Genomic DNA, 19,165 nt, shown 5'->3' with positions numbered 1-19,165 from the left:
CGGGCTTCAATCGGGCTTTAATCGGGCCGCTGTTTTCATTATGGCGGAGAGGGTGGCCTCTCCGCCATGGGCAGCTTATCCCTGCGAACGGGCGACGCCCAGTTCCAGGCCGCGCAATTCGGCCAGACCGCGCAGGCGGCCGATGGCGGAATAGCCGGGATTGGTCGTTTTGTTCAGGTCATCCAGCATCTGATGGCCGTGGTCCGGGCGCATCGGGATGCGCTTCTTATAGGTCACCGAGACTTCGCGCAGAGCGCTGACGACCTCGAACATGTCGATCGAGCCGTCGAGGTGCGCCGATTCGAAGAAGTCACCATTGTCTTCGCGGCGCGTGTTGCGCAGGTGCGTGAAGTGGATGCGCTCGCCGAAGCGTTTGATCATCGCGACCAGATCGTTGTCCGCGCGGATGCTGAACGAACCGGCGCAGAAGCACAGACCGTTCGAGATATTCGGTACGCGTGCGAACAGGTCGGCCATGTCGGCTTCGGTCGAGACGACGCGCGGCAGACCGAACATGGTGTAGGGCGGGTCGTCGGGGTGGATGACCATCTTGATGCCCAGTTCGTCGGCCACCGGGCAGATTTCGCTCAGGAAATGCACCAGATGGTTTTTCAGGCGCGCGTGGTCGATGCCGGCATAGCCCTGAATGGCCTTGAGGAAATCGGCGGCGGTGAAGCTTTCTTCGGAGCCGGGCAGGCCCTTGATGATATTGCGCTCCAGCAGGGTTTTCGCGTCGTCGTCCATGGCGTCGAAGCGGGCCTTGGCCGCGGCGAGGATATCGGCGCTGTAGTCGGCTTCCGCGCCGGGACGCTTCAGCATATAGATGTCGAAAGCGGCGACGGCATCCAGTTCGAACTTGAGGGCCTTGGCGCCGTCGGGCATGGCGAAGCTGAGATTCGTCCGCGTCCAGTCGAGCAGCGGCATGAAATTGTAGGTCACTACATAAACGCCGCAGGCCGCCAGATTGCGCAGGGACGTCATGTAGTTTTCGATGCAGGTTTCAAAGCCCGCGCCTTGCGTCTTGATGCGCTCGTCGATCGGCAGGCTTTCGACCACACTCCAGGTCATGCCGGCGTTTTCGATCTCGGTCTTGCGGATCAGGATTTCCTCTACCGTCCACACCTCGCCGTTCGGGATGTGGTGCAGGGCCGAGACCACGCCTTCGCAGCCCGCCTGACGGATGTCGCGGAGGCTGACCGGGTCCTTGGGCCCGAACCAGCGCATGGTCTGTTCCATAAGATAGGGGAGGGTGGTCACGAGGCCTGATCCTTTCGTTCGAGCGGCACGGGCGTGGCGTCGTCTTCGACGTCCGCCGCGTTCATGAGGAAGTTCTTGACGTTTTCGATATGCGACCACATGGCGACATAGGCCGCCTCGGGGTCGCGCCGGGTAAGCGCGGCGACGATGGCTTCGTGGTCGCGCACCCAGCGTTGGCGATAGGTCGTGTCCCGGATGCGACCGTGCAGCGAGCGCCACATCGGGTTGTGGTCGCGCCGGTGCCACAATTGGGCGACCAGCGCCGTCAGTTCCGAATTCTGTGCCGCGCGGGCGATGGCCATATGGAAGCGGATATCCATGCTTTCCTTGGCTTCGCCCCAGGCGGCGGTGCGATGATCCTCGCAGGCCTCGCGGATGGCGGCCAGATCGGCTTCGGTGGCGTTGAGCGCCGCCAGACGAGCCATATGGCTTTCCAGCCATTGCCGGGCCTGTAACAGTTCGAACGGTCCGGCGGGCGGGCGCATTTCGATGGTCACGTCTTCGGGGGCCACCGCCTCATAGGCGCGCCGGGTGACGTAGATGCCCGAGCCCTGACGGATTTCGACCAGCCCCTTGACCTCAAGCATTACCAGCGCGTCGCGGATGACGGTGCGTCCGACATTATAGGCTTCGGCCAGTTCGCGTTCCGGCGGCAGGCGGCCGCCCAGACTGAACTCGCCCGCACGGATGCGTTCGGACAGGCTTTCGCCGATCACCTGATAGAAGCGACGGTCGCGATCTTCCGTAGCCATACGGCATCCTTAAGGGTACAAACGGGAGGTTTGTCGCACCATAAAGACTTTGCCGGGATATATCAACCAATTTAACCCCGTGGCTTAAATTGGTTGATCAATATATTCGGGTGGTCAAAGCGTGACGATCGCCTTGAGAACCTTGCCCTGATCGGCGATCAGATCGCCAATGCGATCTGGCAGGTCCAGCATGGGAAAACCCTGCGTTTTCAGCACGTCTGTCGGGATCGCGCCGGAACGGATCGAATCGATGACGTGACGGAAATCCTCGGCCGTGGCGTTGCGGCTGCCGATCAGCTGCATTTCGCGCTTGTGGAATTCGGGGTCGGCAAAGCTGAGCGTATCCTTGACGACGCTGACCAGCACGTAGCGGCCACCGTGCGCGACGTAAGAAAAGCCTTTTTCGATAGCTCTGGCGCTGCCGGTGCAGTCGAAGACGATGTCGAAATAGTCGCCGTCCGTGCGGCGTTTAAGATAGGCGTCCAGGTCGTCGCTGACGACCGCCGTATGCGGTATGCCGACAAAGTCGCGGGCATAGTCGAGACGCGCGGCGCTGGTGTCGATCAGGGTGACCTCGGCCCCGGCCATGGCCGCGAACAGAGCGACGCCGACGCCGATGGGCCCGGCACCGACGACCAGAGCGCGGTCGGAAGGACCGGTCGCGCCGCGCCGCACGGCATGGGCGCCGATCGACAGAAACTCGACCATCGCCGCCTGATCGGGCGTCAGGCCTTCGACCGGGATGACGGCGGCTTCGGGAACGCAGACGAATTCGGTCATGCCGCCGTCGATATGGACGCCCAGCACCCTGATATTGACGCAGCAATTGGGCCTGGCCTTGCGGCAGGCGATGCAGGTGCCGCACGGCAGGTACGGATTGATGGTCACGCGTGCGCCGACTGTCAGCGGCGAATCAGCATCGGCCTCGGCCACGTGGCCTGACAGTTCGTGACCCATGACGCGGGGATAGGCGAGGAAGGGCTGATTGCCAGCGAATATATGATAGTCGGTGCCGCACAGGCCGATCCGATCGATGCGGATCATGACATCGCCGGACGCCCGAACGGGCAAGGGCCGCTCCGTAATCTCCAGCGCATAAGGTTTTTCACAGATAACAGCCTTCATGGCGCAACCTCTTTTATTTTATATTTGGTTATTAATGCCGCATAAGAAAATAAACAAGAGGAATTCCCACCCCGGGTCACAGGGGGCGAATCTTGCATTCTGCGTCAGAGGGTTTAGGTATCTGGACATGGCCAGATCTTCGACCCGCGACGACGCGCAACCCAAATCCCAAAACACCTATTCCGCTCCGGCGCTGGAAAAAGGGTTCAATGTCATCGAGCTGCTGGCGACGGCGCCGGACGGCCTGACTCTGTCGGAAATAGCGGCCCGGCTGGGGTTCAATTCGATGAGCGAGATTTTCCGCATCATCATCGTCATGGAGCGGCGGGGCTGGCTGGCGAAGAATCCCGACACCGACCGTTACACGGTGACGCACAAGGTGCTGGAGACGGTGTTCCGCGCCTTGCCGACGCACGAACTGTCGCTGGTCGCGGCGCCCCTGATGCTGGAACTGGCCCACGCCATTCAGCAGTCGTGCCATGTGGTCGTGCTGAACGGCGCCAAAGGCCTTGTCATCATGCGTCAGGAAAGTCCGGGGCCGACGGCTTTTGTCGTCAAGCGCGGCGTGACCATCGATGCGGTGCGCACCTGTTCCGGCCACGTCCTGATGGCTTTTTCAGAGCCGTCCACCGCCGCGCGCGTCCTGGCGCAGAACCCGGCCCTGCCGGACGAGGAGCGCGCGCGTATCGAAAAGGTGCGGGCGCAGGGCTATGAGATGATGCCCAGCATCCGCACGCGCGGGGTAACTGACATGGCCTGTCCGATTATCGGCCTGGACGGCTACGCGGTCGGAACTCTGACGGTGCCGTTCCTTGAGTTGATCGACGGATCGCAGCAGGTGACGCGCAAGGCGGCGCTTGAGGTTCTGAAGACCTACGCCGCCCGGATATCGCAGGGTCTGGGCGCGCCCGTGAAATAGAGCGCATTGGCTGCGCCGAACTACGTTTCCGAAAAGTGTGTAACGGTTTTGGCTTCGCCGAACTTCGTTTCGGAATCAAATGCGCTATAAAACAAAAATTTTAGAGCGCGTCCCGATCCAATCAGATCGGGACGCGCTCTAAATCAGGACGCCATCAGATGGATGGCGGTGTTGATCAGTTCGACCGGCTTGAACGGCTTCTGGATCTCGGCATCGGCCCCGGCAGCGACGGCGGCCGACGTCGCGCGGTCAGAACTGACGCGCGAGGCGAGGCCCGCCGACATGGCCAGAATGCGGACATTGTCCCAGGTCGATTTGATGACGCGGATGCCTTGCAAACCGCCCATGCCCGGCATGAAGACATCGGTGACGATCAGGTCGACGTGAGCGATATCGGTATTGTCGAGCGCCTCTTCCATCGAATGGGCGATCGAAACGCGGTAGCCGTTGTCGGTCAGGATCTGCGCGGTAAGGGTGGCGACCGTATGGCTGTCGTCGATGACGAGGGCGTGCTTGCGGCGGCGACCTTCGGCGGCATCGGCCTGAGCCGACTCGACGATGGCGCGCAGTTGCGGCCGCGAGAACGGCTTGCGCAGCACGAAATCGACTTTGGAGTTACGCGCCAGTTTCAGCGTTTCGTCGATCGATTCCTGACGGCTGCCCGCGGTCATGACGGCGATGGTCGCGTCGAGCGCGCGTTCGCGGATCTGGGTCAGGTGATCGAGGCCGTTTTCTTCGCCCAGAAACACATCGACGAAGATCAGGTTCGGGCGCTGGTGCATCAGCACTTCGTGGCATTCGGCCAGCGAGCGGGCGACGACAAAATCCCAGTCTTCGTCCTGAAGCATACGCCCCACGATATTCGCCTGAGTCATGCTGTCTTCGATGATCAACGCCAAACCTTCAGCCACGCCGTACCCGCTTTCTTGCTGGTGGCTTCCGAACCCCTTTCGGAAGCGATCGACATCCCTGATACACTGTTATCCTTAATTATTGGTGAGGTGGACGGATTACTTCCCCAACTATTCGGATCAGGCGACCTGACCGGCGGGCAGGATGTCGGTCGGTTTTTTCGTGGCCCATTCAATAGCGGCGTCTTTGCTCATCGGGCGGCCCAGATGATAGCCCTGCATATTGCGGCACCCGAAGCGTTGCAGCAGGGCCTGAGTCTCGGCATTTTCGACCCCTTCGGCAACGACCTCCATGCCGAGCGAGTGCCCCAGATTGACGATGGCCTGCACCATGACCTGCGCCGAGGTCGAGTCGGTCAGGCCGATGACGAAGGACTTGTCGATTTTCAGGCGGTCGACGCGCAGATGGCGCAGCGACGACAGGGACGAATAACCGACACCGAAATCGTCGATGGCGAGGCGGATGCCGCCTTCGGCCAGCACGGCCAGCTTGCCTTCGACGGCGCGCATGTCCATGGCGGTTTCTTCGGTGATCTCGATCTCGATCATCGAGGGGGACACGCCCGCCTGTTTCAGGGCCTCGAAGACCATGGTCTCGACCGGCAGGCGCGACATTTCACGCGGCGAGATATTGACGGCGATCCACGATTTATCGAGGCCCGAGGCTTTGAGGCGCGCGGTCATGGCGCAGGCCTCGGCCAGAATATATTTGAGCAGCGGTTCCGACAGGCCCAGAACAGCGGCGTTTTCGACGATATCGACCGGTGACACCCAGCCGTGCTTGTCGTGTTCCCAGCGCAGCAGGGCTTCGAAGTGGCTGAAGGTGCGGCCGCCGTTCGAAAAGATCGGCTGATACCACATGTGCAACTGATGCTCGGTTAGGGCGCGGGGCAGGTCGCGCTCGATGTCGCGCTTCATATCCAGCCGGTCGCTGAGCGTCGCATCGAAGTGGTGGAAGCGGTTGCGACCGCCGTTCTTGGCCGCATAGAGCGCGGTGTCGGCGCAGACCATCATTTCGGAGAAGCTGACGCGGTCGCGGGGGTGATGGATGCCGATGCTGACGCCGACGCGACCGGCGTCGAAGCCGTCGAACGGCTGGCCTATGGCGGTTATGATCCGGCCGGCGATCTCATCGGCAGGGGCGGCATCGGCATCGAAGAGGACCGCGAATTCGTCGCCGCCCAGACGGGCAATGGTAAAGCCGTCGCGGGCGATCGTTTTCAGGCGGCGGGCGACTTCGACCAGAACATCGTCTCCGGCGCGGTGACCGAAGACGTCATTGACCGATTTGAAACCGTCCAGATCGAGGATCATCAGGCACAGGGGCTGAGCGTTGTCCAATACCCGGCGTTCGACTTCGGCGGCGAAACCGCTGCGGTTTAGAAGACCGGTCAGGGCATCGTGAACAGCGCGATGACGCATTTCCTCGGCGACCTCGGTCGTGCGGGCATGGGCCTGTTTCAGGGAGCCGGCCAGCGTCGTCGCTTCGTTCTTGCGCTGGCTGCCGTAACGGAACATGACCTCGCTTTCCAGCGCCGAGCGGATCAGCGCCCCCAGATAGAGCAGGGTCGCACAGGCCAGACCGATGCGGTCGAAGCCGCCCGCATAGAACAGGCATCCGGCCATCGACATCAGCGGCGGCACGATAAAACATATGGGGATAATGGCGTATGCATTGCCGTGGACGACGGCCCCCGCCGTGATGCCGCAGATGACGACCAGATAGAAGCCGGACTGCGCCGACGTATAGCCTTCGCACAGGGCTGGCATCAGCGCCCAGACCGAACCCGATGTCAGCGCGGCCAGAGAAGCGATGAACAGGTGCCGGTCGACCGACAGTTTTGCCATGCCGGCAAAAGCCCCTTTGGCCGCCGTACCGGGGAAGGGCGCCTGGCATAGGGCCACGCGCACCATGTTGATGAGCAGGGCGGTGGCGAACCACAGGACGCCGGACTGGGCGTGGCCGTAATAGACCGTCACCGTCATTATGATCAGCGACAGGACGATATTGATCGGGATCGAAATCTTGACGCTGCGCCGCACGGTCGCGAGCTGGTCGGCGCGGATTTGCGCCGTCAGCAAGTGCGTGTCGTGTGTTGCCGATGCCATATAGATCGCTACCTCGATGAGTTTGTCACGATATTGCTGCCGAAAACTCCAAAAAGCGTCTTGGCACTTTTCGGCATATCGCTCGCCGCTAATATGATACCGGATACGGTAGCAGGATAAGGTAACCATCCACTTAATTGTGAGAATCTATCGCACATAAACGTGAGAACGTTTCCGTTGCGTTGCGATGGACAGGCCTATCATGGCCTTCTATATCAAAGGCGGGGACAGTCTAAGACCGGGGAACGCGCATGATCCGCGTGAAAACACGTCATGCGTTCCGGTCGACTGTAGGGCCGTTTGAATGACATTTCCTATTGGCGTGAGATTGGCGGGGCTGGGCCGGTATCGCCCGCGCGTTTCCCAACCGTCCACGGCGCTCGATGCCCGCTTCGGCGAAGCCGGGGGCTGGACCGAGGCCCGCTTCGGCATAGGGTCGCGTGGTATCGCCGCCCGCGATGAGACGACTTCGTTCATGGCCGCGGAAGCCTGTCGTGAGGCTCTGAAGCAGGCCGGGTGGTCCGACGGCGCGTTCGATCTGCTGGTCGGGGCGTGCGGTGTAATGGAGCAGCCCATCCCCGGGACGGCGCCGCTGGTGCAGGACCGGCTGGGTCTGGCCCGATCCGGCATTGTGGCTTTCGATATCAATATGACCTGCCTGTCCTTCCTTCAGGCACTGGATACGGTCAGCCTCTACATCGCCGCCGGTCGCTGTCGTCGGGCGGTCATCTTTGCCAGCGACATCGCCTCGGCGGGGCTTGATTACAGTCGTCCGGAAATCTCGGCCATTTTCGGTGACGGGGCCGCAGCGGTTTGTGTGGAGGCGTCATCGGAAGGCCCCGCCGTCCTCGGTTCAGTGTTTGCCACGTTCAGCACGGGCAAGGATACGGCGGTGCTGCGGGCGGGCGGCACGAAGGTGCGCATCGAGGATGGCATCGAGGCCCTGCGCGCGGCGGCGCTGTTTCAGATGGACCCGTTCGCCGTGTTCAAGGCGGCAGGGCGGCATGTGCCGGTGGTGCTCGATAAGGTGATGGCTCAGGCCGGGTTGACGCTCGACGCGATCGACACGATCGTCTGCCATCAGGCCAGTCAGCCGGGCCTCGAATATATCCGTCATCTGGTGAAGGTGCGCCCCGAACGCGTGGTCGATATCTTTGCCGACCATGGCAACCAGATCGCCGCCTCCTTGCCGTCGGCGTTGTACGCGGCGCAGGTCGAGGGCCGCCTGACGCCCGGATCGACCGCGCTGCTGCTCGGCACCTCGGCGGGGGTGAGCATCGGCGCCATGGTGTTGCGTCTGTGAGGCGGGTGCTGGTCACAGGGGCGACGGGCGGGCTGGGGCTGGCGGTCGTCGAGGTCTTGCGCCGACAAGGCTATCGCGTGCGGGCGACGGGGCGCGACGTGACGCGCGGTGCGCGCCTCGAAGGGCCGGGCGTGGAATTCGTCGCCACCGATCTGTGTACGCCGGGGGCGGCTCAGGCGTTGGTCGACGGCATGGACAGCGTGATCCACGCGGCGGCTCTGTCGAGCCCATGGGGCGCGAAAGCGGCCTTTCACGCGATCAATGTGGCGGCGACCGAGGCGTTGTTAATCGCGGCAAAAGCTGAAAAATGTCAGAGATTTGTATTCGTTTCCTCACCTTCGGTTTATGCGCGTGCCGCAGACCAGATCGGCCTCCGGGAAAGCGATCCGGTCACGCCGCGCCCTCTCAACGCCTATGCCGCCACCAAGATCGAGGCCGAGCGGCGGGTGCTCAATGCGGCCAACGCCGATATGGCCTGCGTGTCGATCCGTCCCCGTGCCATTGTCGGCCCCGACGATACGGTGCTGCTGCCGCGCGTCCTGCGCCTGATGCGCAGGGGCCGGTTTCCGCTTCTGCGAGGCGGCCAGGCCCTGATGGAACTGACCGATGTGCGTGATGTGGCGCAGGCGCTGGTGCTGGCCGAACAACGCGCGCCCCTGTTGAATGGCGAAGCGGTTAATATTTCTGGCGGTCATGCCTTGCCGGTCAGGGAGATGGTCGAGCGATTTGCACAGGCTCTCAATTTGCCGGTCAAATTTGTCCCCGTACCCTACGGGCCGTTACGTCTGGCAGTTGCGGGTATGGAAGCCGTCTGCCGCCGGCTCCCCGGTCAGCCGGAACCGCCGCTGACCGTCTATGGTCTGACGACCCTGGCCTTTTCGCAGATGTTCGACCTGAGCGTGGCGCGCGAGCGGCTAGGGTTCAAACCGGCATATGACGCCTTCCAAAGCGCCATCGAGGCGGCCTCATGAGCGTGACGGCGGTCCACATTTTGCAGGTCGGGGCCTGTCGACACCCGGAAATCATGAGCCGTCGCGGCGGCCATTTGTGTCCGGTCGATTTCCCGGCGCTGGTGGGCCTGATCGTGCATGAAAGTTGGGGGCCGATCCTGTTCGATACCGGCTATGACCGACGCTTTTTTACGGCGACCGAACCCTTTCCCGAACGGCTCTACCGGTTGGCCACGCCCGTGAGCCTGCCCGAACAACCGCTTGAAGATCAACTGAAAACCTACGGTTACGCGCCGGACGATATCGCGGCGGTCGTCGTCTCGCATTTCCACGGCGACCACGTCGCGGGGCTGACGCGATTTACGCAGGCCCGGATTTTTTGCGCCCGGGCGGGTCTGGAGGCCACCCGACGGGGCAGTCGGTTCACGCGCGTCCGGCAGGGCCTGCTCGGTGCGCTCGTGCCGGAGGATATAGATCGGCGCGCCACCTTTTTCGAGGTTCTGCCGCCTGAGGCTTTGGGTGACGATTTGGCGCCGTTCACGCACGGCGTTGATCTCTGCGGTGACGGCAGTCTGATCGCGGTCGAACTGCCCGGGCATTGTAAGGGACATTGGGGATTGTGGGTGCCCCAAGCACGGCTGTTCTTTATCGGGGATGCCGCGTGGTCGCTGGACGCCGTCGAAGACAATGTGCCGCCGCCTGCCCTGACCACGGGCCTGCTGGGGCATACGGCGACTTATCGTGCGACGCTGACGGCGCTCAACGCGCTATCGAAGCGCGGGCGGGTGGAGATCATTCCGTCGCATTGCGCGCGTACAGCGGGGAAGTGGGTGAGGCATGGCTGAGGCGGGGGCTTTTCTGTCGGCCTATACGACGGCCCTGATCAGCCGCCGCTGGTCGCGCGCCACGATCGCGCGTCATCAGGCGCGGCTGTGGCAGCGAAAACGCGTGGAACTGCGGGCGGTGCCGGCCTATGCCGAGGTTACGGGTGACGCCCTGACCGATTTTCAGGTCACGGACATTGCCGCATTTCGCACAAGGTTCGACGCCTTTGCGTCGGGGGTCACCTACACCGAGGCCGAGGCTCTGGCCACCGCGGCGGAAACCGGCGTCGCCCAGTCGCCGGGCCTGCGGGCCGGATTTTCGACCGGCACGTCCGGTGGCACGCGGGGCCTGTTCGTGACCACACCGGTCGAGCGCGCCGCCTATATGGGGCAGTTGCTGGGCAAGCTGCTGACGCCGATCGAACTGATGCGCTATCGGAGGGTCGCCCTGTGCCTGCGTGCGCCGAACGACCTCTACCGGTCGAAACGGTTCGACCTGCGCTTTTTTCCGCTGAACGGCGACGCGGACGAAATAGAGGCCTTCGACCCCGAAATCCTTATCGCGCCGCCGCAAGTTCTGCTGAAGTTGCGCACCCTGCCGTCGCTGCGCCGGGTCTTTTATGGCGCGGAGACGCTGAACGTCGTCGAACGCGACGGCATCGCCGCTCGGCTGGGTGTCCGGCCCGATCCGATCTATCAGGCGACGGAAGGCTTTCTCGGCGCGCCGTGCCGGTTGGGCACCCTGCATCTCAATGAGGACAGCCTGATCGTCGAGACCGAGCCGCTGGGTGATCAGGGGCGGTTTCGCCCCGTCGTCACCGATCTGCGCCGCCGGTCGCAGGCCGTCATTCGCCTGCGGCTGGACGATATCCTTCAGGACACCGTCTGTGCCTGCGGTTCGGCCCTGCGTGCCGTCAGGCCCGTCGAAGGGCGGGTTCAGGATATCTGGCGCTGGGGCGCGCAGACCGTTTTTCCGGGCGAGGTCGAGGCACGGGTATCGCCCGGTTTACCGTCCGATCAAGGCTGGACGGCGACCGGCAGGCCGAACGGTATCGTCTTTGCCTGCGCCCATGATGATGACGCCAGCGCCGTGGCGGCGGCCTTGGCAAGGTTCGGACAGCCCGTGCAGCGAACGGCGTGGGACCCGGCTCAGGGCTACCCCAAGCGGCGGCATGTTCGGTGGATGTCATGAGCCGAATTCTGGTCACCGGTGTCCGCGCCCCCGTGGCGGTCGACCTGATCCGCGCCCTGAGCGGACAGGGGCACGAGGTCCACGCCGCCGATGTTCACCGCAGCGCGATTGTCGACCGATTGCCGGTGCAGGCGTTCCAGACGCATGCCTCGCCGGTCTTCGCCGCATCGCGGTTCCGGACAGAGGCTTTGAAAATTGGCGAAAAGATGGATGTAATCATCTGTCTGTGCGAGGAAATTTTCCATTGGTCGGCTCTGGACCTGCCGCTCTTTGCGCCTGAGCCTGACCGGCTGCTCGCCCTGCATTCCAAGTTCGACGCTCTCGAACTGGCCGGAGGTCTGGGGATCGCTGTGCCCGCCACGCGCCGCCTGACCGGTACGGATGAAGGGGCGCGCCACGCCGCCGCTCGGTCCGTATTCAAGCCTGAGTTTTCGCGCTTCGGTACGCAGGTTCTGATCCGCCCGGCCGTATCCCGCCTTGAATCGCTGCGTCATGACCCGGCCAATCCCTGGCTGATGCAGGCCTGTATCGATGGCGAAGACCTGAGTTTCTATGCTCTGGCCCACGCGGGGGAGGTCTCGGCCTTTTGCGCCTACCGGTCGGGATGGCGAACCCGCGGCGGTGCCAGCTACTATATCGACCCGGTCGAGCCGGTCCTGTCGGGAAGGCTCGAAGATGTGGCCCGGACCCTGATCGGAGGGCTGGGCCTCACCGGGCAGGTAGCCTGCGACCTGCGGCAGGACGCCGACGGACGGTTGTGGCTGCTGGAATGCAACCCGCGCGCCACGTCCGGCCTGCACCTGCTGGCCCACGATCCGGCGGGGCTGGCAGCGGCGTTTATGGGAGCTGGGCCGGTCCTGCGAACGGACGGCACGCCTGCCTTTGTCGGCCCGGCCATGTGGCTCTATGGCTTGCCGAAAGCCCTGCGCGAAGGGCGTCTGACGCCATGGCGGGACGATCGGGCGCGGGGCCGGGATGTCCTTGCCGGACTGAGCATCGCGGCTTTGCGCGACACCCTCGGTTACGGCTGGCGTGCCGTGAGACAAGGGCAGAGCCTGGCCGCCGGGATGACCGCCGACATCGAATATAACGGAGGCCGCTATGGGTCTGCGTAATGCCCGTGTCCGGTTCGATGGCGCGGTGGCGGTGCCGGAGGCGCCGAACCGCTGCTGGCTGACGTCGCTGACGACGGCCATCGGCCCCGTAGCGCGCGAGGAAATAGGTCGAGTGATGCACGGGCCGTCCGCGTGGGTGGCGGTCATGATCAGCCATCTGGCCGAGAGGGTGGGGCGACTTTTTCGCATCGACCAGGCCATCTATCCCGACCACAGATTATTGAGCACCTCGCTATACACCCCAGACCGTCTGACGGCGGTTCTGGCCGAAGAGGTGCGTTTTGCGGACCGGGCGGTGCTGATCCGTTCGCTCAACGCCTTTTCGCATCGCGACATCTTGGCGCAAGCTTACAAACGCTGGCCGTTCCGCGTGGTGTGGATCGTCGGCGACCCTAAGCGCGACTGGTGCGACCGCCGCGATGCCCGGCGCGACCGGGTGCGGTTGGCGCAATCCGGGTTGCGGCACGACATCCATCGCAACGGTTTGCCTGAGGTCATGCTGACGCGCTGTCTGAGCCTCTATCGCAGCCTCTATATCGACGCCTATAGCCGGTTCAATCCCGACTATGAACTCGAATATATACAATCGCTTCTGGCGGAGGGTTGTCTGGAAATCCATACCCTGTCGGATGCAACGGGCATTGTCGCCGTCTGCGCCCTGCATGGCAATGACGATATGCTGACCGTGCCGATGGTCGGTTACGACCGGACGCGTCCGGCCGGCGACGGCCTTTATCGCAGCATCATGACCGTGGCTTTCGAAGCCGCCTGTGCGAAGGGGGTGGCGTTGAATTTGTCGGCGGGGGCCGGGCGGTTCAAGGCCCATCGCGGCGCGAAACCCTATGTCGAATATATGATCGTCATCGATGCGCACCTGCCGCTATGGCGTCGGACGGGCTATAGCCTGCTCGCCTTTGTCCTGGGTCGCGCCGAACCCCACCTCCTGAGGAGTGCCGCATGAGTCTGCCTGCTGGAATCGAGACCTCGTGGCTGCCGGTCGCCCTCAGCCGTCAGGTGCGCCGTAAGCCGCTCAAGCGCGTGGTGGCGGGGCATCCCGTTGTCCTGTGGCGCACCGCCGAGGGCATCGTGGCCTTCCGTGACCGTTGCCCGCATCGCAACTATCCACTGTCGGAAGGTCGGGTCGAGGCCGGGCGGCTGGTTTGCCCCTATCACGGCTGGGCCTTCGACGCCGAAGGCGCCTGCCGCGACGTACCGGGGTGCGTCGATCCCGACACGCGCCGCCTGAGCGCCGAGACGGTTGATGCGCGCGAAGCCTTCGGTGTCATCTTCGTGCGTCTGCAAAGCGGGCCGGACGATTTCACAACCGCCTTGCCGCCGATGCCCGATGCGGCGGAGCATCACCATTTCTGGTGGGCGATCCGGCCACAGGCAGCGAGGGTCTACGATGCGCTGGACAATGTCCTCGATCCCTTCCACACCAACTTCATCCACGATGGCTATATCCGCGTGAAATCGCGGCGGCAGCGCGTCGAGCAGACCCTGCACGTTTTCGAGGACCGGTTCGAGGCCGTCTATGCGCAGGACACCGATCATGGCTGGATGTCGCGGGCGCTCGAAGGGCCGCGCGCGCGTTCGACCGGCAGCTACTATCCGCCGGTGGCCTTTCAGGGGCGCTGGGAAAGCCCGTCCGGACTGACCCTGTGTGTCACCATCTGGTTCGTGCCTGAGGCCGAGGGCGTTATGCGGCCCTTCGCGCGCTTTTCGACGCCGAAAAAACGCGGCCCGGCGTGGCTGACCGAAGTTCTGATCCGCTTGTTCTTATTCAAGGTCATTGAACAGGACGCAGAAGCCTTGAAACACCTGCGCGACAATATCGAAACCTTCGGCGGGCCGCGCTTCAAGGCAGGGCCCGCCGACCGTCTGGGCGACAAACTGACGGCGCTTTATCAGGGACAGCGACTAACGCCGGAAACCCTGGGACCGTTCGAGATGTGGTTATAGAGACTCAGGGATTTGCCACGACCGAGGCTTCCTGTATCTTCACGGAGCTGGACGATTCCGTACCGGCCGCCAGGCCGACGGCATTGGCGCGACTGATCGACTGGCCCTGAATCATGAGGCCCCTGTTGCGCCCGGCGGTCACGGTCATGACGGCGTTCTGCACTTCTCCGTCGTCTTCGGCGGCCCACATGACAGCGGCGACCACGTCGATGGTGAGGGAACGGACAAGCGGTGTCGGGCCGCCGAAAACAGTCATGCTGCTGATGCCCTTCGACCACGCCGCACCGCCTGCCGCCGCGGCGCTGGCTTCGGCGGTCAGATCGAACTTCACGCGTGCCGTGGGGTTCAGGCCGTCGACAACCGCGAAGATATAGTTGAGCGTGCCTTTTTCTTCGCAGCCCCCGGCGACTCCGGCCCAGGTATAGGTTCGCACGCGAAAGTTCGCATAGGAACTGTCGGAGTCGCGGATGCCGGCGCATGATCCGGACTGGCTGAAGGTAAAGTCGCTGCTGCCCAGCGTAATCGTTTGTTTGGCGGGCGCCGGCGGCGGGGCGGGCGGCGTCTCACCGTTGTCGGTTACGGCTACCAGATGCGTGCCATCCACCACCTTGAAGGTGCGCCCCCCCAGAATTTGCGACAGGACAGACGCCAGACTGCCGATATCCGCTCCGCCCTTTTTCAGCGCGTTGCGGTAGGAGTCGGCATATTTCTTCTGATAGGCGGTGATGGCGGCGGCGCGGGCCTTGGGGTCTTTCTGAGTCTCGATGGCTTTGAGGTCGGCCTGCATAGCCGCAAGCAGTTTATCTTCGCCTTGGAAGCCCGCCATGACCTTCTTATCGAAATCGGCAAGGACGGCCTGAACCTTGGCGGTCTGTTCCTTGGTATCATCAGACGCGGCAGGCGTTTTGGCAACCGTTTTGGATTCCTGTGCCGCTATGGGCGTGGCGATCAACAGGGCAGCGGCAATCAGCGGTAAGGTACGCATGGTGGCTCCTTTCGGGGATTTAGTTGACGGGAATTTGCAGGGTAAGGGTTTGGCCACCGGGGCCGGAAAAATAGGTCGATAGCTGGGCCGTGATGGTGATGGTCGTGGGCGTTTGATCGCTCTTTGGCAGAGTCAGTCGTCCGGGCAGAGCCAGCGGTGTTTCTGTCTTCTTCTTCAGTTCCTTGCTCGCGGGGGCCTCGGGGACATCGATCATCAGGCCGGTGCGGGAACTGCCGTCGGCGAATTCCGGGCGGAAATACACATAGCTCCGTGTCTCACGCGGCAGCAGATAAGCGGCGTCCGACGGGCTTATGGTGAATTCGACGCGCAGGCTGTTGCTGCGGTACTCACTGCTCAGGGAAGGCAGAAGGTCATACTCGTAGGTGGCGACATCCAGCGGTTCCTGCAGATAGACGGCCATCTCGACGCGATCGCCATCGCGCACGGAAGCGGCGGTTGGGCTGATGCGTCGTATCTCTTTGATCTGGATGGGGTTGTTGCGAAATTCAAATGTCTGCGGTGTTTCAGGGGTCTGGTTCACCCGAAGCGAACTCAGGCCGATGCGATGACGGTGGATCGCGGAGTTACCCAGCCGTATGCCTACCGGAAGCGTCACCTGAACCTTGTTGGTGCCGTTAGACATCACACGGAGGTAGTTTCTGTGGACATTAATGGCCGGAAACACTTGCTCCGTTGCTGTCTGTCGCTGGCCATTAATAGGCGTGGCGGCATCGAACAGGCTGAAGCTGAGTTCGCACCCCGCCGCAACCTCAGATGAAAGCGTCAGGTTGAGGGTCAGGCTGCCCTTACCGACTACGCCGCCGGTGACCTGCATACGGTCGGTTTCCGTGGTGGCGACGGCTTTTAGCGGTTTGGCCGGAACAGCGGCATTGTAGAATTCGACTGCAGTTACGGCAGGAAGCAGCGGTGCGCCGGGCACATCAGTTCCGGGACACAGGGCGACAGCCTGTCCGGCGCAGGCGGCCATGATAAAGGCGGGGGCTAAATATCTGAACATACTGAATGTCCTTTCGCGCGGATGATTATTTCGGTTCCGTGGTGATGGTGGTGCGCAGTTGCTTGATGCGGGCCTCCGCCGTGGTGCCTGTGACGACACCTCCGGCGATGGTGCGGGTCACCGTGTGACCACGCACCACATAGGTGCCGGGTGATTTCAGCTCGACCGAAAGGACGACGTTCTGCCGTTCACAGGTTTCCGATGTCGCCCACATGAACATCGCGAAGGCGTAGCAATTCACCGACGGCACTTCGTAATCGTAACCATCGATTTCACTCAGGCTTCGACCGCTTGCCGAGGTTACGTCGAGCGAAGCGTGGGCGCGTCCAATGGCTTCGGCAAGGATGGCGACCGCATAGGCTTCGGTCTCCAGATCGGCGGTCATCTCCACCCGTACCGTTTGGTTCGCCGTGGTGGTGAAGCGGTGGCGGAACGTGCCTTCGTTTTCGCAACCGCCCGCTTCGGCTGCCCAGGTCGAATTGCGCATATAGCCGCCGGAGGTGGTGACGGAGCTTCCGGCGATCGCTCCGCAACTCAGATCCTTGTCGATGCTATAGTCGGCCCCCATCAGAGCCTTGACCTGAGTCGTCGGGCGCGGTGCCGAGGTTTTGGCAGCGGCCTTTTTGCGGGTCGCGTCGGTGCGCGGGACGGCCCTCAGGTTCAGCCCGTCGACGACCTCAAAGTCCAGTTCCGGGACGATGGCGCTGAATTCACCGGAGACGACCTTAAGATCAACGCCGCCTTCGCGGAGAACCTGCTTGTAAGCGGCGCCGTGCTTACTGCGATAGGTCTGGATCAGGGCCTTGCGCCGCGCAGGGGCCGCCTCGGCCTCGATGGCACGCAGATCGGTCTCCATCGTCTGACGCAATGTCTCTTTGCCCTTGAAAGCGGTGGCGATCCGCTGATCGTAGCGGCTGCTGACCGCTTTGAGTCGGGTCATCTGCTGGGCGCTGATCATGGGTTTGATGTCGGCAGCGACCGTCAGGTCGGAGCGCGGCTGTGGCGTCTGCGCTGAGGCGGCAAGGGGGGCGGCGATCAGGCACAGGGCGGCGGCGGTACGTGAAACGAAGGCGCGGGTCATGATGTAAACCTCTGAAAATATGGGCGGTCTTACGGCAGGATAAGGTCTTTGAGGATTTCACCCTGATCGTGCGGCAGGCTGGGCCACGACAATTGGGCATCGGTCTTGCGGGCGCGGGTGAACAGGCGCGAGCGCGACAGGTTTCCCGTGATCGCGCCCAGATCCGAACCCGGTGCGACCGTCGTGCCCCACAGGCCGATCAGGCGCTCCACATCGGCCGGACGCGCCCACGGTGTGCTTTGGATGGCCTGAGCCGGGGCGGGCGTGACAAGGACCAGCACCGCATCGCGGCGTTCATTGGTCACCCGGCGATTGAAGGCAGAACCGATGACCGGCGCATCGCCCAGCAGAGGGGTTTTGGTGACCGAGGAGTCGCGAACGCTTTCGGACAGGCCGGACAGGATCAGCGTTGTGCCGAACTTTACCTCGACGGTGGTCGAGACCGTCTGCCGCCAGGTATTCAGCGCCTCATTGAAATTCCCCGCCGGTTCGCCGGACAGGAAGGAACGGGTGACCTCGATCTTCAGACGCGTGCCCTCGGCGGTGATCTCCAGCGGCGTCACCTTGACCTGGGTGCCGATGTCGATGTTTTCCAGTTGCGAGAAGTTGACGCCCTTGACGGCGACCTTGGTCGAACGGCCGACGAAAAAGTCCGAGGGCTCGCCGCGATAGGCGGTGAGCATGGGGCGGGCAACCACCTGATAATATTGACCGAACCGGTTGAAGAGATTGAGGTTATAGGTCAGTTGGGGCAGGGTGATAGTATCGGTGATGGTGCGTGATACACCGGTATCGCTGCCGGCATGGGTCTGCTGGTCCTGACGGCCATACTGAATTTGCAGGCCGTCGAGCAGGTTCAGGCCTATGGAGTCGCGCTGGGCGTTCTGCGACAGGATGATCGCGACATCGACCGAGACCTGATCAGGCGTGCCGGGATCGCGCGTCGCGGCCTCCGGTACCGGGTCGGTGGCCTCGGTCCGGGTCAGTTCCTCCATGCGCGCCTTGACCGGCGCGGCCTGTTCCGGCGCGACAAGGATAAGCTTCTGGTATCGGGCGGCGGCCTGATCGCGGCGGCCTGTGGCGGCATAGGACAGGGCGCCGATTTTCAGCGCCCCGCTCATCAGGGCCGGATCGCTACTTAGGGCGGCAGCGCGTTCGGCACTCAGCGCGGCCAGTTGCGGATCGCCCGCCATATAGGCGCTCATCGCCAGCCCCAGCAGGGCACGCGCATCGTCGGGACGCATCATGACGGCCCGCGCATAGTAGCTCTGGGCCTGGGCGTAGCGGCCGCGGTCGAACGCCGCCTTGCCCGCCAGCGCCGCGGCCCAGAAGGCATCCTGACCGCTGCGCAGCGCCAGATCGTAACCGGCCAGCGCCAGATCGAGCTGTTCCGGGTCGCCCTGTGCCGCTGCCTGATAGGTCATACCCAGCAGGGTCTGCCGCGCGGCGTCGGACGGATCGCGCGCCGCCGCGTCGCCGAACCCTTTGAGCGCCGTGGCATGATCGCCGGTTTGCAGGGCCAGCGCCGCCTGATCGATACCGATGGCGCGGGGTATATCGGCGGTCGCCGACGGGCCGGAAGGGGCGGTCGCGCAGGCGGATACGCTGCACAGCAGAGCGGCCATCAGGGTGGCGCGGATCAGGGGTTTGGGCGTCATAGCG

The 19,165-nt window shown here is 63.3% G+C and carries 17 protein-coding genes; 8 read left to right on the top strand and 9 right to left on the bottom strand.

The annotated features are described in order from the left end of the window. Positions 1–75: 75 nt before the first annotated feature. From uxuA to PQU92_RS15065, 3 genes are all read right to left on the bottom strand, one after another. Positions 76–1,257, bottom strand: coding sequence for a mannonate dehydratase (uxuA, locus tag PQU92_RS15075; protein WP_272749077.1), 1,182 nt, complete (start codon positions 1,255–1,257; stop codon positions 76–78). Further along, positions 1,254–2,009 carry an FCD domain-containing protein gene (locus tag PQU92_RS15070; RefSeq protein ID WP_272749076.1) on the bottom strand — a complete coding sequence of 252 codons (756 nt, stop codon included), beginning with the start codon at positions 2,007–2,009 and terminating at the stop codon, positions 1,254–1,256. The genes uxuA and PQU92_RS15070 overlap by 4 nt, the downstream gene beginning before the upstream one ends. A 114-nt stretch (positions 2,010–2,123) precedes the next feature. Then, positions 2,124–3,134 (bottom strand): zinc-binding alcohol dehydrogenase family protein, encoded by a 1,011-nt coding sequence (locus PQU92_RS15065; RefSeq protein WP_272749075.1) that lies wholly within the window; start codon positions 3,132–3,134, stop codon positions 2,124–2,126. 127 nt (positions 3,135–3,261) lie between these two features. Between PQU92_RS15065 and PQU92_RS15060 the strand changes: the two genes are divergently transcribed. Then, the gene (locus PQU92_RS15060) at positions 3,262–4,053 is read left to right on the top strand and encodes an IclR family transcriptional regulator (RefSeq protein ID WP_272749074.1); all 792 of its coding nucleotides are present in this window, start codon (positions 3,262–3,264) and stop codon (positions 4,051–4,053) included. A gap of 143 nt (positions 4,054–4,196) precedes the next feature. Here PQU92_RS15060 and PQU92_RS15055 read toward each other — a convergent pair whose 3' ends face one another. Together PQU92_RS15055 and PQU92_RS15050 are read right to left on the bottom strand one after the other, a co-directional pair. Further along, complete coding sequence (locus PQU92_RS15055; protein ID WP_272749073.1) at positions 4,197–4,964, bottom strand: response regulator; 768 nt, start codon at positions 4,962–4,964, stop codon at positions 4,197–4,199. A gap of 120 nt (positions 4,965–5,084) precedes the next feature. Then, entirely contained in the window at positions 5,085–7,073 is a 1,989-nt protein-coding gene (locus PQU92_RS15050; RefSeq protein ID WP_272749072.1) for a putative bifunctional diguanylate cyclase/phosphodiesterase, read from the bottom strand. A gap of 304 nt (positions 7,074–7,377) precedes the next feature. Here PQU92_RS15050 and PQU92_RS15045 point away from each other — a divergent pair, with 304 nt between their 5' ends. The 7 genes from PQU92_RS15045 to PQU92_RS15015 are packed head-to-tail and all read left to right on the top strand — an operon-like array spanning position 7,378 to position 14,419. Next, entirely contained in the window at positions 7,378–8,376 is a 999-nt protein-coding gene (locus PQU92_RS15045; protein WP_272749071.1) for a 3-oxoacyl-[acyl-carrier-protein] synthase III C-terminal domain-containing protein, read from the top strand. Further along, complete coding sequence (locus tag PQU92_RS15040; protein WP_272749070.1) at positions 8,373–9,347, top strand: NAD-dependent epimerase/dehydratase family protein; 975 nt, start codon at positions 8,373–8,375, stop codon at positions 9,345–9,347. The genes PQU92_RS15045 and PQU92_RS15040 overlap by 4 nt, the downstream gene beginning before the upstream one ends. Continuing rightward, positions 9,344–10,171 carry an MBL fold metallo-hydrolase gene (locus PQU92_RS15035; protein ID WP_272749069.1) on the top strand — a complete coding sequence of 276 codons (828 nt, stop codon included), beginning with the start codon at positions 9,344–9,346 and terminating at the stop codon, positions 10,169–10,171. The genes PQU92_RS15040 and PQU92_RS15035 overlap by 4 nt, the downstream gene beginning before the upstream one ends. Next, positions 10,164–11,342, top strand: coding sequence for a cell division protein FtsA (locus PQU92_RS15030; protein WP_272749068.1), 1,179 nt, complete (start codon positions 10,164–10,166; stop codon positions 11,340–11,342). Before PQU92_RS15035 ends, PQU92_RS15030 begins: the two co-directional genes overlap by 8 nt. Further along, complete coding sequence (locus PQU92_RS15025) at positions 11,339–12,457, top strand: ATP-grasp domain-containing protein (protein ID WP_272749067.1); 1,119 nt, start codon at positions 11,339–11,341, stop codon at positions 12,455–12,457. Before PQU92_RS15030 ends, PQU92_RS15025 begins: the two co-directional genes overlap by 4 nt. Continuing rightward, positions 12,444–13,418: a GNAT family N-acetyltransferase gene (locus PQU92_RS15020; RefSeq protein WP_272749066.1), complete on the top strand. Its 975-nt coding sequence runs from the start codon at positions 12,444–12,446 to the stop codon at positions 13,416–13,418. Before PQU92_RS15025 ends, PQU92_RS15020 begins: the two co-directional genes overlap by 14 nt. Further along, entirely contained in the window at positions 13,415–14,419 is a 1,005-nt protein-coding gene (locus PQU92_RS15015) for a Rieske 2Fe-2S domain-containing protein (protein WP_272749065.1), read from the top strand. Before PQU92_RS15020 ends, PQU92_RS15015 begins: the two co-directional genes overlap by 4 nt. 4 nt (positions 14,420–14,423) lie before the next feature. Here PQU92_RS15015 and PQU92_RS15010 read toward each other — a convergent pair whose 3' ends face one another. From PQU92_RS15010 to PQU92_RS14995, 4 genes are read right to left on the bottom strand one after another with little or no spacing between them, the layout of a single operon-like run. Next, positions 14,424–15,404 carry a hypothetical protein gene (locus tag PQU92_RS15010; protein ID WP_272749064.1) on the bottom strand — a complete coding sequence of 327 codons (981 nt, stop codon included), beginning with the start codon at positions 15,402–15,404 and terminating at the stop codon, positions 14,424–14,426. Positions 15,405–15,423: 19 nt separating this feature from the next. Further along, positions 15,424–16,422 (bottom strand): hypothetical protein, encoded by a 999-nt coding sequence (locus PQU92_RS15005; RefSeq protein WP_272749063.1) that lies wholly within the window; start codon positions 16,420–16,422, stop codon positions 15,424–15,426. Between the two features lie 25 nt (positions 16,423–16,447). Continuing rightward, positions 16,448–17,503: a hypothetical protein gene (locus PQU92_RS15000; protein ID WP_272749062.1), complete on the bottom strand. Its 1,056-nt coding sequence runs from the start codon at positions 17,501–17,503 to the stop codon at positions 16,448–16,450. A 29-nt stretch (positions 17,504–17,532) separates the two neighbouring features. After that, positions 17,533–19,161 (bottom strand): secretin GspD/PilQ domain-containing protein, encoded by a 1,629-nt coding sequence (locus PQU92_RS14995; protein WP_272749061.1) that lies wholly within the window; start codon positions 19,159–19,161, stop codon positions 17,533–17,535. Between the last annotated feature and the right edge of the window lie 4 nt (positions 19,162–19,165).

Source organism: Asticcacaulis aquaticus (genome assembly GCF_028550415.1).
GTDB lineage: Bacteria > Pseudomonadota > Alphaproteobacteria > Caulobacterales > Caulobacteraceae > Asticcacaulis > Asticcacaulis aquaticus.
Note: the sequence above shows the minus strand (reverse complement) of the source record. Positions and strands in the feature narration are given on the sequence as shown.

Bases quoted from the DNA above. Each gene is read 5' to 3' on its own strand.
- PQU92_RS15070 (WP_272749076.1), bottom strand. From the start codon at position 2,009: ATGGCTACGGAAGATCGCGACCGTCGCTTCTATCAGGTGATCGGCGAA.
- PQU92_RS15065 (WP_272749075.1), bottom strand. From the start codon at position 3,134: ATGAAGGCTGTTATCTGTGAAAAACCTTATGCGCTGGAGATTACGGAG.
- PQU92_RS15060 (WP_272749074.1), top strand. From the start codon at position 3,262: ATGGCCAGATCTTCGACCCGCGACGACGCGCAACCCAAATCCCAAAAC.
- PQU92_RS15050 (WP_272749072.1), bottom strand. From the start codon at position 7,073: ATGGCATCGGCAACACACGACACGCACTTGCTGACGGCGCAAATCCGC.
- PQU92_RS15045 (WP_272749071.1), top strand. From the start codon at position 7,378: ATGACATTTCCTATTGGCGTGAGATTGGCGGGGCTGGGCCGGTATCGC.
- PQU92_RS15035 (WP_272749069.1), top strand. From the start codon at position 9,344: ATGAGCGTGACGGCGGTCCACATTTTGCAGGTCGGGGCCTGTCGACAC.
- PQU92_RS15030 (WP_272749068.1), top strand. From the start codon at position 10,164: ATGGCTGAGGCGGGGGCTTTTCTGTCGGCCTATACGACGGCCCTGATC.
- PQU92_RS15025 (WP_272749067.1), top strand. From the start codon at position 11,339: ATGAGCCGAATTCTGGTCACCGGTGTCCGCGCCCCCGTGGCGGTCGAC.
- PQU92_RS15020 (WP_272749066.1), top strand. From the start codon at position 12,444: ATGGGTCTGCGTAATGCCCGTGTCCGGTTCGATGGCGCGGTGGCGGTG.
- PQU92_RS15015 (WP_272749065.1), top strand. From the start codon at position 13,415: ATGAGTCTGCCTGCTGGAATCGAGACCTCGTGGCTGCCGGTCGCCCTC.
- PQU92_RS15010 (WP_272749064.1), bottom strand. From the start codon at position 15,404: ATGCGTACCTTACCGCTGATTGCCGCTGCCCTGTTGATCGCCACGCCC.
- PQU92_RS15005 (WP_272749063.1), bottom strand. From the start codon at position 16,422: ATGTTCAGATATTTAGCCCCCGCCTTTATCATGGCCGCCTGCGCCGGA.
- PQU92_RS15000 (WP_272749062.1), bottom strand. From the start codon at position 17,503: ATGACCCGCGCCTTCGTTTCACGTACCGCCGCCGCCCTGTGCCTGATC.
- PQU92_RS14995 (WP_272749061.1), bottom strand. From the start codon at position 19,161: ATGACGCCCAAACCCCTGATCCGCGCCACCCTGATGGCCGCTCTGCTG.